Annotated in this window: 12 protein-coding genes; 7 read left to right on the forward strand and 5 right to left on the reverse strand. The window is 70.9% G+C overall.

What is annotated here, in order from left to right; all coding sequences use genetic code 11:
* Positions 1 to 240: 240 nt before the first annotated feature.
* Entirely contained in the window at positions 241 to 2988 is a 2748-nt protein-coding gene (gene aceE / locus ACFV6X_RS12485; protein WP_385381554.1) for a pyruvate dehydrogenase (acetyl-transferring), homodimeric type, read from the forward strand.
* A gap of 107 nt (positions 2989 to 3095) precedes the next feature.
* Positions 3096 to 3857 carry a potassium channel family protein gene (locus ACFV6X_RS12490; RefSeq protein WP_385381557.1) on the forward strand — a complete coding sequence of 254 codons (762 nt, stop codon included), beginning with the start codon at positions 3096 to 3098 and terminating at the stop codon, positions 3855 to 3857.
* Between the two features lie 79 nt (positions 3858 to 3936).
* Here the strand turns inward: ACFV6X_RS12490 and ACFV6X_RS12495 are convergent, their stop codons facing one another.
* Both ACFV6X_RS12495 and ACFV6X_RS12500 read right to left on the reverse strand, forming a co-directional pair.
* Positions 3937 to 4245, reverse strand: coding sequence for a small hydrophobic protein (locus ACFV6X_RS12495; RefSeq protein WP_385381560.1), 309 nt, complete (start codon positions 4243 to 4245; stop codon positions 3937 to 3939).
* Positions 4246 to 4536: 291 nt separating this feature from the next.
* Positions 4537 to 6156 (reverse strand): MFS transporter, encoded by a 1620-nt coding sequence (locus tag ACFV6X_RS12500; protein WP_385381563.1) that lies wholly within the window; start codon positions 6154 to 6156, stop codon positions 4537 to 4539.
* Between the two features lie 114 nt (positions 6157 to 6270).
* Between ACFV6X_RS12500 and ACFV6X_RS12505 the strand changes: the two genes are divergently transcribed.
* The 3 genes from ACFV6X_RS12505 to ACFV6X_RS12515 all read left to right on the forward strand — a co-directional run bounded on the left by ACFV6X_RS12505 (position 6271) and on the right by ACFV6X_RS12515 (position 9235).
* The gene (locus tag ACFV6X_RS12505) at positions 6271 to 6930 is read left to right on the forward strand and encodes a TetR family transcriptional regulator (protein WP_365445629.1); all 660 of its coding nucleotides are present in this window, start codon (positions 6271 to 6273) and stop codon (positions 6928 to 6930) included.
* A gap of 169 nt (positions 6931 to 7099) precedes the next feature.
* On the forward strand, positions 7100 to 8317 hold the full coding sequence (locus ACFV6X_RS12510) for an alpha/beta hydrolase (RefSeq protein ID WP_385381565.1): 1218 nt from the start codon (positions 7100 to 7102) through the stop codon (positions 8315 to 8317).
* A 66-nt stretch (positions 8318 to 8383) separates the two neighbouring features.
* Positions 8384 to 9235, forward strand: coding sequence for a DUF4429 domain-containing protein (locus ACFV6X_RS12515; RefSeq protein WP_385381568.1), 852 nt, complete (start codon positions 8384 to 8386; stop codon positions 9233 to 9235).
* Positions 9236 to 9290: 55 nt separating this feature from the next.
* Here ACFV6X_RS12515 and ACFV6X_RS12520 read toward each other — a convergent pair whose 3' ends face one another.
* Positions 9291 to 10307, reverse strand: a complete 1017-nt coding sequence (locus ACFV6X_RS12520; RefSeq protein WP_385381571.1) for an aldo/keto reductase — start codon at positions 10305 to 10307, stop codon at positions 9291 to 9293.
* Positions 10304 to 10843 (reverse strand): MerR family transcriptional regulator, encoded by a 540-nt coding sequence (locus tag ACFV6X_RS12525; RefSeq protein WP_385381573.1) that lies wholly within the window; start codon positions 10841 to 10843, stop codon positions 10304 to 10306. Before ACFV6X_RS12525 ends, ACFV6X_RS12520 begins: the two co-directional genes overlap by 4 nt.
* 107 nt (positions 10844 to 10950) lie before the next feature.
* Here ACFV6X_RS12525 and ACFV6X_RS12530 point away from each other — a divergent pair, with 107 nt between their 5' ends.
* Positions 10951 to 11424 (forward strand): GNAT family N-acetyltransferase, encoded by a 474-nt coding sequence (locus ACFV6X_RS12530; RefSeq protein ID WP_385381576.1) that lies wholly within the window; start codon positions 10951 to 10953, stop codon positions 11422 to 11424.
* Between the two features lie 20 nt (positions 11425 to 11444).
* Positions 11445 to 12269, forward strand: coding sequence for a serine hydrolase domain-containing protein (locus ACFV6X_RS12535; RefSeq protein WP_385381579.1), 825 nt, complete (start codon positions 11445 to 11447; stop codon positions 12267 to 12269).
* Positions 12270 to 12283: 14 nt separating this feature from the next.
* Here ACFV6X_RS12535 and ACFV6X_RS12540 read toward each other — a convergent pair whose 3' ends face one another.
* On the reverse strand, positions 12284 to 12937 hold the full coding sequence (locus ACFV6X_RS12540) for a pirin family protein (protein ID WP_385381582.1): 654 nt from the start codon (positions 12935 to 12937) through the stop codon (positions 12284 to 12286).
* Positions 12938 to 13043 lie beyond the last annotated feature (106 nt).

Genomic DNA, 13043 nt, shown 5'->3' on the forward strand with positions numbered 1-13043 from the left:
CAACTCCAGGCATGCCGCCGAGAGCGATGGTGACCTACACCACACCTTTCTGCCCCGTATGTACGTTTGGGAATCATCCATGGGTACGAGATTCGCACGGCTCCGCGCCATCGGCTGACCAAGGAGTATTCGTTACCTCACGGTAGAGGTGACGTTTGCGGCCCCGAGGTACACGATGGTGAACGGTGCAGGCATACCGAAAACCCTCGATAATCGGCCCTCCGACAGGTAAGGAACAGCGTGGCTTCCGGATCCGATCGCAATCCGATCATCATTGGCGGCCTTCCGAGTCAGGTTCCTGACTTCGATCCCGAGGAGACGCAGGAGTGGCTCGACTCGCTCGACGCCGCCATCGACGAGCGCGGCCGTGAGCGGGCCCGCTACCTGATGCTGCGCCTGATCGAGCGGGCCCGCGAGAAGCGCGTGGCCGTGCCCGAGATGCGCAGCACGGACTACGTCAACACCATCCCCACCAAGAGCGAGCCGTTCTTCCCGGGCAACGAGGAGATCGAGCGCAAGATCCTCAACGCCACCCGCTGGAACGCGGCCGTGATGGTCTCCCGGGCCCAGCGCCCCGGCATCGGCGTCGGCGGCCACATCGCCACGTTCGCCTCCTCGGCCTCCCTCTACGACGTCGGCTTCAACCACTTCTTCCGCGGCAAGGACGAGGGCGACGGCGGCGACCAGGTCTTCTTCCAGGGACACGCCTCACCGGGCATCTACGCACGCGCGTTCCTGCTCGACCGCCTCTCCGAGCAGCACCTGGACGGCTTCCGGCAGGAGAAGTCCAAGGCGCCGTACGGCCTGTCCAGCTATCCGCACCCGCGGCTGATGCCGGGCTTCTGGGAGTTCCCGACCGTGTCGATGGGCCTGGGCCCGATCGGGGCGATCTACCAGGCGCGGATGAACCGCTACATGCACGCGCGCGGGATCGCGGACACCTCGAAGTCGCACGTGTGGGCGTTCCTCGGCGACGGCGAGATGGACGAGCCGGAGTCGCTCGGCCAGCTGACCATCGCCGCGCGCGAGAGCCTGGACAACCTCACCTTCGTCGTCAACTGCAACCTCCAGCGGCTCGACGGCCCGGTGCGCGGCAACGGCAAGGTGATCCAGGAGCTGGAGTCGGTGTTCCGGGGCGCCGGCTGGAACGTGATCAAGCTCATCTGGGACCGCACGTGGGACCCGCTGCTCGCGCAGGACCGCGACGGGGTGCTGGTCAACAAGATGAACACCACGCCGGACGGGCAGTTCCAGACGTACGCGACCGAGACCGGCGCCTACATCCGCGACCACTTCTTCGGCGACGACCACCGGCTGCGCGCGATGGTCGAGAACATGACCGACCACCAGATCCTGATGCTGGGCCGCGGCGGTCACGACCACCGGAAGATCTTCGCGGCGTACAAGGCGGCCGTGGAGCACAAGGGCCAGCCGACGGTGATCCTCGCCAAGACGGTCAAGGGCTGGACCCTCGGGCCGAACTTCGAGGGCCGCAACGCCACGCACCAGATGAAGAAGCTGACGGTCGACGACCTCAAGGGCTTCCGGGACCGCCTGCACCTGCCGATCTCCGACCGGGACCTGGAGTCCGGCGCGCCGCCGTACTACCACCCGGGCCGGGACTCGGAGGAGCTCCAGTACATGCACGACCGCCGCAAGTCGCTCGGCGGTTACGTCCCCACCCGCGTCGTCCGCTCCGAGCCGCTCGCGCTGCCCGGCGACACGACGTACGCGACTGTGAAGAAGGGCTCGGGCCAGCAGTCCATCGCGACGACCATGGCCTTTGTCCGGCTGCTCAAGGACCTCATGCGGGACAAGGAGATCGGCAAGCGTTTCGTGCTGATCGCGCCGGACGAGTACCGCACGTTCGGCATGGACTCCTTCTTCCCGAGCGCGAAGATCTACAACCCGCTCGGCCAGCAGTACGAGTCGGTCGACCGGGAGCTGCTGCTCGCCTACAAGGAGTCGCCGACCGGGCAGATGCTGCACGACGGCATCTCCGAGGCCGGCTGCACGGCGTCGCTGATCGCCGCGGGCTCGGCGTACGCCACGCATGGCGAGCCGCTGATCCCGGTGTACGTCTTCTACTCGATGTTCGGTTTCCAGCGCACCGGCGACCAGTTCTGGCAGATGGCCGACCAGCTGGCGCGCGGATTCGTCCTCGGTGCGACCGCGGGGCGTACGACGCTGACCGGTGAGGGGTTGCAGCACGCGGACGGGCACTCACAACTGCTCGCCTCGACGAACCCGGGCTGTGTGGCGTACGACCCGGCGTTCGGTTTCGAGATCGCCCACATCGTGCAGGACGGGCTGCGCCGGATGTACGGCGGATCTCAGGAGCACCCGCACGGCGAGGACGTCTTCTACTACCTCACCGTCTACAACGAGCCGATCCAGCACCCGGCAGAACCCGCGGACGTGGACGCCGAGGGCATCCTCAAGGGCGTGTACCGCTTCGCCGAAGGCACCTCGGGCTCGATCCCGGCGCAGATCATGGCGTCGGGTGTGGCGGTGCCGTGGGCCGTGGAGGCGCAGCGCCTGCTCGCCGAGGAGTGGGACGTGCGCGCCGACGTGTGGTCGGCGACCTCCTGGAACGAGCTGCGGCGGGAGGCCGTGGCGTGCGAGGAGCACAACCTGCTGCACCCGGAGGAGGAGCAGCGGGTGCCGTACGTCACGCGGAAGCTGAGCAGCGCGGAGGGGCCGTTCGTGGCCGTCTCCGACTGGATGCGGTCGGTTCCGGACCAGATCGCCCGGTGGGTGCCGGGGACGTACCAGTCGCTGGGTGCGGACGGGTTCGGCTTCGCGGACACCCGCGGTGCGGCCCGGCGCTTCTTCCACATCGACGCGCCGTCGATCGTGGTGGCGGTGCTGGCCGAGCTGGCGAGGGAGGGGAAGGTGGACCGGTCCGTGCTGAAGCAGGCGATCGACCGGTACCAGCTCCTCGATGTCGCGGCGGCCGATCCGGGGGCCGCGGGAGGCGACGCGTAGGCGTAGGCGTACGCCGGCTGCCACAGCCGGTTTCGGTCGCTTCGGCCGGTTTCGAGGGCGGTGAGGCCCGGGCCTCACCGCCTTCGCGCGTTCCTTACGATGCGGGCATGAAGGAGCAATCGGCACAGGTGCGGTGGGAGCGGCGTACTCAACGGCCGCTGCTGGCGCTGGCCGTCATGTTCGCCGCCGCCTATGCGGTGCCGATAGTGGACGGTTCGGCGGGGCGGACTCTGACGGCGGCCTGTCTGGTCGTGGAGTGGGTGGTGTGGGCGGCGTTCGCCGTCGACTACGTGGTGCGGCTGTGGCTGACGCCGGACCGGCGGGACTTCGTACGGCGGCACTGGCTGGACCTGTGCGCGGTGGCGCTGCCGCTGCTGCAGCCGTTGCGGCTGCTGCGGCTGGTGTCGACCCTGCTGCTGGTGGGGCGGCGGGCCCGGATGGCCTCGCAGATACGGCTGACGACGTACGTGGCCGGCGCGGTGGTGGGACTGCTGATGTTCGGGTCGCTGGCGGTGCTCTCGGTGGAGCGGGACGCGCCGGGCGGGAACATCCGGACGCTGGGTGACGCGGTGTGGTGGTCGTTCACGACGATGACGACCGTGGGGTACGGGGACCACGCGCCGACGACCGGGGTGGGGCGGTTGCTGGCGGTGGGGCTGATGCTGTCGGGGATCGCGCTGCTGGGTGTGGTGACCGCGAACATCGCCGCGTGGTTCATATCGCGGTTCGAGAAGGACGACGCGGAGGAGCGGCGGCAGACGGAGGCCATCACCGCGCTGACCGAGGAGGTGCGCGCGCTGCGGGCACAGGTCGCCGCGCTGTCGGGGCCGGTGGTGGTACCGGGCCCGGCGGAGGAGCAACGCACGTGACGGACACCGCCGTCGAGGCCCCCGACATGAGTGTGGGCCTCCGGCGGGACGCCGGAGGCCCATCCTCACTCCCCCCGGCTCAGAACATTCCGTAGCCCGGGGACATGGCCCCGGTCAGCCAGACGAGGGCCAGGAGGGTGTCGATCGCACCAAGGACAAGGGCTATGAGGGCCGGTACGGAGCGGGTGCCCGCCCAGGTGCGGCCCATGGCCAGCCAGCCGCATGCGATGGCCACCGGGCCCAGGACCATGCCCAGTACGAAGAAGCCTGCCACCGCGCAGATGGCGCCGATGATCCCGAGTTGCGCGCGATCCGGCCCGGTCCGTGACCACGTCCGGCCACGTGAGCGGGGGTACTTGCGCGTTCCTTGCCCAAAGCTCGCCATCATCAATTCATCAACTCCCTGAACCTCTCGGTTCTTTCGGGTCGATGTGGCGAGTACCCCCGCTGCGCGTTCCATGCCTGACGGCCTGCCGGCGCGCCGCCCCCCTCCGGCAGCGCGCCGCAGCCCTGGTCGCCCTCGTCGTCGTACGCGCGTGCCACGCGGACATGTCGTACGGAGGGCTTGACCCAATGTGACCTGCGGCGCGTGCCGGATGGGAGGGATCTTCGGGACTGTCACCCTGATAGGTGAGTTCCCGTCAGGTGTGCGCCCCGAGATGTGTTACTGGACGTGCGCCTAGATGTGCGCCGCTCCCGCGCCCGCCTCCGCGTTCTCGCCGCGCTTGGTCAGGAACGCGACGAGCACCGCCACGGCCGCGACGCCGGCCGCGACCAGTGAGGCCAGGCTCATGCCGGAGATGAAGGTCTCGTGGGCGACGTCCGTGATCTTCGCGGCGACGGCGTCCGGCGTGCCCGGCGGCACCGGCGCGACACCCTGCTGGACCGCCTCGGCGGCCTGCCCCTCCTGCGCCGGGGTGAGCGGCGGAAGTCCCGCGTCCGTCCAGTTGCCCGCCAGGTCGCCGTCGACCTTGGAGGCCATCACGGCACCCAGCACTGCCGTACCGAGGCTGCCGCCGATCTGCATCGCCGCCTGCTGAAGACCGCCGGCCACCCCGGAGAGCTCCATCGGCGCGTTGCCGACGATGACCTCGGTGGCGCCGACCATGACCGGCGCGAGGCCGAGGCCGAGCAGGGCGAACCAGAGCGACATGACGGCGCTGCCGGTGCCCTTGTCCAGCGTGGACATGCCGTACATGGCGAGCGCGGTGCAGGCCATGCCGAGGGCCAGTGGCAGCCGCGGGCCCGTCTTGGTGATCATCGCGCCCGCGAGCGGCGAGCCGACGATCATCATGCCGGTGAGAGGCAGCAGGTGCAGGCCGGCGTCCACGGGGCTGAGGCCGTGCACGTTCTGCAGGTAGAACGTCACGAAGAACAGGCCGCCCATGAACGCGATGGCCATGAGGACCATGAGGACGACACCCGCGGACAACGGGACCGAGCGGAACAGGCCCAGCGGGATCAGCGGCTCGCGGACCCGCTTCTCCCAGAGGGCGAAGAGCGCGAAGCCCACCACCGAGACGGCGATGAAGGTCCACGTCCGGCCCGCGCCCCAGCCCCACTCGGGCGCCTTGATCAGGGCCCAGACCAGGCAGAACATCGCACCCGACAGCAGGCCGACACCCAGCAGGTCGAAGGAGCGCGGGGCGTTCTTCGCGCGGTGGTCGGTGAGGATCACCATGCCCAGGACGAGGGCGAGGACGCCGACCGGCACGTTGATGAAGAACACCGACTGCCAGTTGACGTGCTCGACCAGCACGCCGCCGAGGATCGGGCCGCCGGCGGTGGAGGCACCGATGACCATGCCCCAGATGCCGATCGCCATGTTGAGCTTCTCGGCCGGGAAGGTCGCCCGCAGCAGGCCGAGCGCGGCCGGCATCAGCAGGGCGCCGAACAGGCCCTGGAAGACACGGAAGACGATGACCGCGGCGATGCTGTCGGACAGGCCGATGGCGCCCGAGGCCGCGGCGAAGCCGACCACGCCGATCAGGAAGGTCTGCCGGTGGCCGAAGCGGTCACCGAGCTTGCCCGCGGTGATCAGGGAGACCGCGAGGGCGAGGAAGTACGCGTTGGTGATCCACTGGACCTCGGCCCAGCTGGCCTTCAGGTCGGTGGCGATGGCCGGGTTGGCGATGGCGACGATGGTGCCGTCGAGGGCCACCATCATGACGCCCACGGCGACGGTGATGAGGGTGAGCCAGGGATGGCCGCGCAGGCCCTTGACCGGCGCCGGCTCCGACACGGCGGCTGGTGCCTCGTCCCCCGGCCCCGTCTTGTCGATGGTGGTCTGACTAGTCATACCTTCGAGGCTAATGACAGCCACTGACAGTTGACAAACCAATTCACAAGTCGGTAACTGTCACGACACTCACATATAGCCTGATCAGGCAGAACAGTTCGCGGGAGAGGCGCCATGGACACGGTCGGCAACACACGGTCAGGGCCGCGGCCGGGCCTGCGCGAACGCAAGAAGCAGCGCACCCGGGACGCGCTGCTGCGCGCGGCGGTGGAGTTGTTCACGACGCGCGGCTACGACCACACCACCGTCGACGAGATCGCCGCGGCCGTCGACGTCTCGCAGCGCACCTTCTTCCGTTACTTCTCCGGGAAGGAGGAGGCCGCCCTCGCCCTGGAGACGATGACGGTGGCGCACTTCGTGGAGGCGGTGCGCGCCCGCCCGCCGCACGAGCCGCCGATGGAGGCGCTGCGCCGCGCGGTGCTGGACGGCTGGGACCGGATCAGCGAGGTCATCGAGGCGGTCGTCCCGGTCGAGCAGTATCTGCGGATGTACCGGGTGATCGAGTCGACGCCCGTCCTGCTCGCCGCGCATCTGCGCCGGTCGGCGGAGACGGAGGAGCAGATGGCGCGGCTGATCGCCGAGCGGGAGGGCCTGGACGTGGACGCCGATCCGCGGCCGCGGGTGGCGGTGGCCGTCTTCGGCGGGGTCATCCGGGTGACCGAACGGCTCTGGAGCACGGGCCCGGACGTCAGCCTGGAGGCCATGCGGACGCTGGCGGCCGCGTACCTCGATCAGGTGGGACCGGTACTGGCGGGCGACTGGCGCAAGCGCTGAACCGGGCCCGGGCGACGGGCGGCACGGGGCCGTGCGGGGAGGCGGAACAGGCCCGCACAAAGGGGAGCAGTGGGGTCATCGCGCCTTGCGATCAGGTGACTTTCGTCAAACGTGATCCGCGACACACGGTTCACGCGAGACCCTCTCGTTCTCCTAGTGTGTCCTCCCAGTGACTTCCTTCGACGCCTCCCCCTCACTCAGCGTCTGGCGCGCCCTGCTCGCGCTGGCCGTGGTGTTCGTGATGCTGGCGACCACCGGCTGGACCGCCCTGCGCAACCAGCGGTCGGACACGCCGCTCCAGCTCTCCCTCTCCGCCTGGGAGCGCGGCCGTATCGACGGACACCGGCTGCCGGACCCGGACACCACGCCCGGCCGGCTCGCCGCCTTCTTCGCCACGCTCAGCGACGGGCAGCGCGCCCACCTGGCCCGCCGCTATCCGCTCGCGGTGGGCAACATGAACGGCGCCCCCGTCGAGCTGCGTTACCGGGCCAACCGCATCGCCCTCGACCAGGCCCGCACGATCGAGCGCGAACGTATGCACGACAGCCGGCTCAGTCCCACCGGACAGCACGAGGCGGGCCGCCGTATGCACCGCTTCGAGTCCCTGATGCACGCGGACCGGCACATCCTCGCCTTCGACCCCGACGGCTCGGGCCGGGTCGCCGAGGTCTTCGGCGACCTCGACCGCGCCGAGCGGGTCTCCGTCGTGGTCCCCGGCGTCGACACCGACCTGCTCACCTTCCAGCGCACCAACCGCCGCTACGCCGCCCCGGTCGGCATGGCGAAGTCCCTCTACGCCGCCGAGCGCGCCGCCAGCGCCTCGACGCGTACGGCCGTGATCGCCTGGGCCGACTACACCGCGCCCGGCGGACTCGGCATGGAGTCGGCCACCGCGATGCGCGCCGAGGACGGGGCGATCCGGCTGAACGCGCTGGTGCGCGCGCTGCCCGGGAAGGCGCCGGTCTCGCTGTTCTGCCACAGCTACGGCTCCGTGGTCTGCGGAGTCGCCGCGGGCGCCCTGCCCGCCCGGGTGTCCGACATAGCGGTGGCCGGGAGTCCCGGGATGCGCGTCACCAACGCCGTGCAGCTGGGTACTTCCGCGCGCGTGTGGGCGATGCGGGACGCCGACGACTGGATCCAGGACGTGCCGTACATGGAGTTCGGCGGCTTCGGGCACGGGGCCGATCCGATGTCCGCCGCGTTCGGGGCGCGCCTGCTGTCGGCGCGCGGCGCCCAGGGACACGCCGGGTATTTCGAACCGGGCACGGGCAGCCTCGCCAACTTCGCCCAGATCGGGGTTGGCGCGTACCGCGCGGTGGACTGCGCCGACGATGCGGGCACGTGCCGGGCGGGTTTGTCCGGCACGTCCACGGCCGGACGCGCGTAGAGGCGCAGAAACTGCGGTCTGCCCAGGGAGGGGACGAAAGAGAGCGTGCCGCATACGATGAGCCGCATGGGTGACGTACTGGCCGGATTTCATGCCGCCTGGGAGTTCGAGTCCGACTCCGTGCTCATCCGCTACGAACGGGGGATTCGAACACCCAAGCTCTTCCAGACGCTCGGCGAGCGGCGGGTGCCGCTGTCGGCGCTGCAAGGGGTGACGCTCTCCCCGGGGCGGCGCGGGACCGTCGTCCTGCGTGCGGAGCCTCGGCCGGGGGCCGATCCGCTGATCGAGGCGGCGGCGGGGCAGTTGAAGGAGAGCAGCGATCCGTATCGGCTGGTGCTGCCCGCCGAACGGGAGACGCTGGCGGAGTACTACGCGGACGAGCTACGGACGCTGTTGACCGAGGCGGGGCCGGTGGACCGGCATCTCGTGGCCGCGCCCGAGGTGCCGTTGCAGTTCAAGGCGTACGACGGGAAGGCCTCGTTCGACGGGACGTCGGTGGCGTTCCGGTGGTTCTGGACGGGGGCGTCGTCGGCGAAGTGGAAGGCCGGGGACCAGAATTTCGCCGTCGAGGATCTGAGCGGCGTGGAGTGGCGGTCACCGGAGGTGTTCGAGGGGCATCTGCGGCTGCTGCCGCGGGACGCCGGGGAGCAGCCGGCGCAGGCCGACCAGGATCCGGCGGCGGTCGTCTTCGGGCTGGGGTACGGGCCGGTGCACGAGTCGTTGCCGTTCGCGGCGGCGGTGCTTCACGCCGTGCGCTCGCGCACCGCGGCGTCGGCGGTGACCGTGGCCGCCGCCCCGCGGCGGGATCCGGCGGACATCGCGGAGCGGATCCGGCATCTGGGCGAGCTGCACCAGGCCGGGCTGGTGACCGATGAGGAATTCTCCTCGAAGAAGGCCGAGTTGCTCGCGGAGCTGTGATCGCGGGTGCGGGTTCGTGGCTGTTCGCGCAGTTCCCCGCACCCCTTGGAGACGTCTACTCCCGGCCCGCCGACGCGAACGTCATGTCCGCGTAGCGCGTGCCCGACACCTTCGCGGCCACCGGGTCGAGCAGGGCCAGTTGCTCCGGCGTCAGGGTGATCCGCAGTGCCGCCGTGTTCTCCTCGACGCGGGCCGGCCTGCGGGTTCCCGGGATCGGGACGACCGGGAGGTCGTGGACGGACGTCCGCTGCTGGACCCAGGCCAGGGCGATCTGGCCGAGGGTGGCCTCGTGGGCGGCGGCGACCTCGCGGATCGGCTCCAGGAGCGCCGCGTTCGCCGCCGCGTTGTCGCCGGTGAAGCGGGGCTGCTGGCGGCGGAAGTCGTCGGCCGTGAGGTCCTGGTCGGCGTTCACGAAGGAACCGGTGAGGAAGCCGCGTCCGAGCGGGGAGTACGGGACCAGGGCGACGCCCAGATCACGGGCGGCCGGCACGACGTTCGCCTCGATGTCGCGGCTGAACAGCGACCACTCCGACTGCACGGCGGCGACGGGGTGCACGGAGTGCGCGGTGCGCAGTTCGCCCGCGGTGACCTCGCTGAGGCCCAGGTACTTGACCTTGCCCTCGCGGACCAGGTCGGACATCGCGCCGACCGTCTCCTCGATCGGCACGTTCACGTCCCGGCGGTGCATGTAGTAGAGGTCGATGACGTCGACGTCGAGGCGCTTCAGGCTGGCCTCGACGGCCTGGCGGATGTACGGCGGGTCGTTGCGGACCACCCGCCGGGTCGGGTCGTCCGGCGGGATCGCCAGGGCGAACTTGGTCGCGATCACGACCTCGTCCCGGTGCGCCCGGAAGAACGGCGACAGGAACCGCTCGTTCTCCCCGGCGCCGTACGCGTCCGCCGTGTCGTAGAGCGTGACGCCCCGCTCCAGCGCCCGCTCCAGGGTCGCCCGGGACTCGTCCGCGTCGGCGGGGCCGTAGGCGAAGCTCATGCCCATGCAGCCGAGGCCCTGCACGCCGACCTCGGGTCCACCCTCGCCGAGCCGTGTCGTCGGGATCGTGGTGTCGGTCATCGGGCGCTCTCCCCTTCGTGCGAAGCGTGCGGCACGTGCGCGCGGCCGCGGTCGCCGTAGAAACTGATCTTGCGGTCGAGCACGGCGAGCGTGTCCCGTAGTTCGGCGATCCGCTCCAGGACGTCCTGGCGGGTCGTCTCCAGCAGCTCGCGGCGCTCCTCGTAGGTGGTGTCGCCCGCGCGCACCAGCTCCGCGTACCGCACCATGTCGGCCACCGGCATGCCGGTCAGCCGCAGCTTGCCGACGAGGTCCAGCCAGTCCAGGTCCCGGTTGCTGTAGCGACGCTGGCCCGTGTGCGAGCGGTCTATGTGGGACATCAGGCCGATCCGCTCGTACCAGCGCAGGGTGTGCGCCGACAGGCCGGTGAAGGCGACGACCTCGCTGATCGTATAGCGGTCCTGGCCGTCGGGGCGCGGGTGCCGGCGGGGCGCGGCGGAGCAGATGTCGGTGCGGGTGGCGCCGTCTTCGGGGGCCGCTTCCGGAGCCCGTTCCAGTGCCCGCTCGGTGGCTGCTGCCGTGGTCTGCATCACCGTCATGCGTCCCACGCTATGACCTTGGAGTGCACTCCAAGCAAGGGGGTCCGGAAAGAGGCGGTAAGAAAACGGCAGGACCGACGGGGGGTGCGGTCGTTAACGTGCGGGCCATGAGTCTCGTACGCCGTGCCCTGCCGGACGACGCCGGTGAAGTGCTGCGCCTGCGCCAGGTGATGATCGACTCGGTGCACCCGGGGAGCTCGTCGGTCACCGGGTGGCACGCCGAGTCCCTGCCCGTGCTGCGCGCGCGGCTGGCCGAGCCGGACGGGGACTTCGCGGCGTTCGTGGTGGACCATCCGGACCGGCCGGGGGCGCTGGCCGCGCTGGTGGCCGGGACGCTGGAGTACCGGATCGGCAAGGCGGGCAATCCGCACGGGCGGGTCGGCTTCGTCTTCAGCGTGGCCACGGACCCGGACGCGCGCAGGCGGGGGTACGCGCGCGCGTGCATGGCGGAGCTGCTGGAGTGGTTCCGTGAGCGGGAGGTGGGTCAGGTCGACCTGACCGCGTCCGCGGACGCCGAGCCGCTGTACGAGTCGCTGGGCTTCGCGCGGACCGGAGACCCCTTGATGCGGCTGATGCTCTGAGCGGGATTAAGGTCGAGGGCATGTCCTTGCAGAGCTTGGCGTTGATCGACAACTGGCCGGTGCCCACGGCCGCGGCGGGGGTCGTACGGGCCGACGGTGCGGTGCCGGGGGTGCGGGGGCCGGCCGATCGGCGGTTCCCGCTGGCCTCGGTGACCAAGCCGCTGGCCGCGTACGCCGTGCTGGTGGCGTACGAGGAGGGTGCCGTCGAGTTCGAGGAGCCGGCCGGCCCGCCCGGGTCGACCGTCCGTCATCTGCTGGCGCACACCTCGGGGCTGGCCTTCGACGAGCACCGGGTGACCGCGCCGCCCGGGAAGCGGCGCCTGTACTCCAACGCCGGGTTCGAGCAGCTCGGCGACCATGTCGCCAAGGCGACCGACATCCCGTTCGCGGAGTATCTGCGGCAGGCGGTGCTGGAGCCGCTGGGCATGACATCGACGTCCCTGGAGGGCTCCCCGGCGAAGGACGGCGTCTCGACGGTCGAGGACCTGCTGCGGTTCGCCGCCGAGGTCCAGGCGCCGCGGCTGCTCGACCCGCGCACGGTCGCCGGGGCGATGAGCGTGCAGTTCCCGGGGACGAAGGGCGTGCTGCCCGGGTACGGGCTCCAGAACCCCAACGACTGGGGGCTCGGCTTCGAGATCCGGAACTCCAAGTCGCCGCACTGGACGGGGGCTTCCTCGTCACCCCGTACGTTCGGGCATTTCGGGCAGTCCGGTACGTTCCTGTGGATCGACCCGGACGCGCAGCTGGCCTGCGTCGCCCTGTCGGACCGGGCCTTCGGGCCCTGGGCGATCGAGGCGTGGCCGCCGTTCACGGACGCGGTGCTGGCGGAGGCACGGGCGGCCTGACGGCCTGCCGTCCCTCAGGTCATCTCCCACATCAGCAGCTCCGCCCGCGTCACCCCCACCACCTCCACGTCCTTCGCGTCCGTGACCCGGGCCGCGTCACCGGGGCCGAGGCGCTCGGCGTCCAGCGTGACGTCGCCGTGGACCACATGGACGTAGACGTGCGGGGCGTCGGGGACCGCCGTGCGTTCGCCCGGCGCCAGCCGGCGCACATGGAGCATCGCGCCGGCCTCCGGGACCGCGTACGGCGTGGCGTCCGCGATGCCGTGGACGATCTCGTACGCCGGGTCGCCGCCCGGCGCGAGCGGAGCCAGCCACATCTGCACGAAGGTCAACGGGCCCTCGCCGTCGTTGCGTTCGACGTGCCGGACGCCGGACGCGGCGCTCAGCCGCTGTACGTCACCGGCGCGGACCACCGTCTCGTGCCCCGCCGAGTCGCGGTGCGTCAGCTCACCCTCGGCGACCCAGGTGACGATCTCGGTGTGGCTGTGCGGATGCTCCGCGAACCCGGCGCCGGCGGCCAGGCGCTCCTCGTTGCAGGCGATCAGGGCACCGAAGCGCAGGTTGCCGGGGTCGTAGTGGGGGCCGAAGGAGAAGGCGTGCCAGGACTCGATGCCGGCCTCCGCGTCGCCCCCGGGGTAGCGCTCACCGGCGCGCCGTACGTCCGTCACGGTCACCACCGTAGACCCGCGGGGACCGGCCGCGGACCGCACCGCGCAGCGCGGTGGCACACCGTCGTGATCGTCGCCGCCGAGCCGGCCCGGCCCGCCCCGGAGC

The organism is Streptomyces sp. NPDC059861 (assembly GCF_042731435.1).
Classification (GTDB): domain Bacteria; phylum Actinomycetota; class Actinomycetes; order Streptomycetales; family Streptomycetaceae; genus Streptomyces.